Origin of the sequence: Salipiger sp. HF18 (genome assembly GCF_011806505.1) — a bacterium.
GTDB lineage: Bacteria > Pseudomonadota > Alphaproteobacteria > Rhodobacterales > Rhodobacteraceae > Salipiger > Salipiger thiooxidans.
Genome location: NZ_JAATOS010000884.1, coordinates 1 through 874, shown reverse-complemented (window position 1 = coordinate 874; position 874 = coordinate 1). Strand labels below are relative to the sequence as shown.

The 874-nt window shown below is 69.3% G+C and carries 1 protein-coding gene; it reads right to left on the bottom strand.

Annotated elements, in window-relative coordinates; genetic code table 11:
* Positions 1 to 159 precede the first annotated feature (159 nt).
* Positions 160 to 874: hypothetical protein (locus HC022_RS27735; RefSeq protein ID WP_167454515.1), on the bottom strand; the 715-nt coding region annotated here is incomplete at its 5' end.

The following is an 874-nucleotide window of genomic DNA, read 5'->3' as shown; positions in this document are numbered from 1 at the left end:
TGCCGAAGAGCAAAGCAAGGACCGCTATTTCCAGGAGCTGGCCAAGATCGCCGAAGAGATGATCGAGGAGCACGGCAAGGATTTTGCCACCGGTGCGCTCATCCTCGCCGCGCAATGGATCGCGCAGGGCCGTCTCGGCAAGGGCGAGGAGGCGATGCATTAATGCCGGCGCGTGCGGCCCGTGGCGACCGTCGCCGGGGCTGGCGTGTTGAGGCTCTGGATCTGGCTGACGAGGATGCCGCTGAGCGGCGCCGCCAGCCCGGCGAGAGGATCGGTCCCGGTGGCGGACTCGGTCGCGCCGCGCAGGATGTCGGTCAGCTCCGGCGCCAGAAGCTGGGCATAGGCACAGAGTTCTTGCACTCGGAATGTCGCGAAATGCAGACTGTCGTCGTTGAGCAGTACCTGCCCCGGTCGCCGGGCCTGGGCGCCGGAGGTCAGCACGTTGCTGTGCACGGCCGCGCCCAGCGTGGTCAGTACCGCGCGGCGCCACTTGGCGTAATCGGTGTCGGCGGAATGGTCGATACCGACGCTGTAGAGCTTCTCCGAGATCGTCCGGAAGGCCCGTCCGCCCGAGATGTGCCGGCGCCAGAACTCGCTGGCCTCGTCGACCGAGCGGCAATCGGCAAAGCGCTCTGCGAGCTTGGGCCGGATCAGCAGCACGAGCGCCATGTCGGCATCCTCGGAGATCGAGCGGGCGATCTGCATGGCGGGCAGCGGCAGCCCGGTCAGGGCGAGGATGCGCAGCGCGGTCATCTGCTCCTCAAGCCGGGCGAAGAGCCCCGCAAGCCCGAGCCATTGCGCCGGGGCCAGCCCCTCGGCGCCGCGCGCGTGGCCCAGCGCCGCCGCCCGGTGCAGGGACCGGACCCAGAGCACG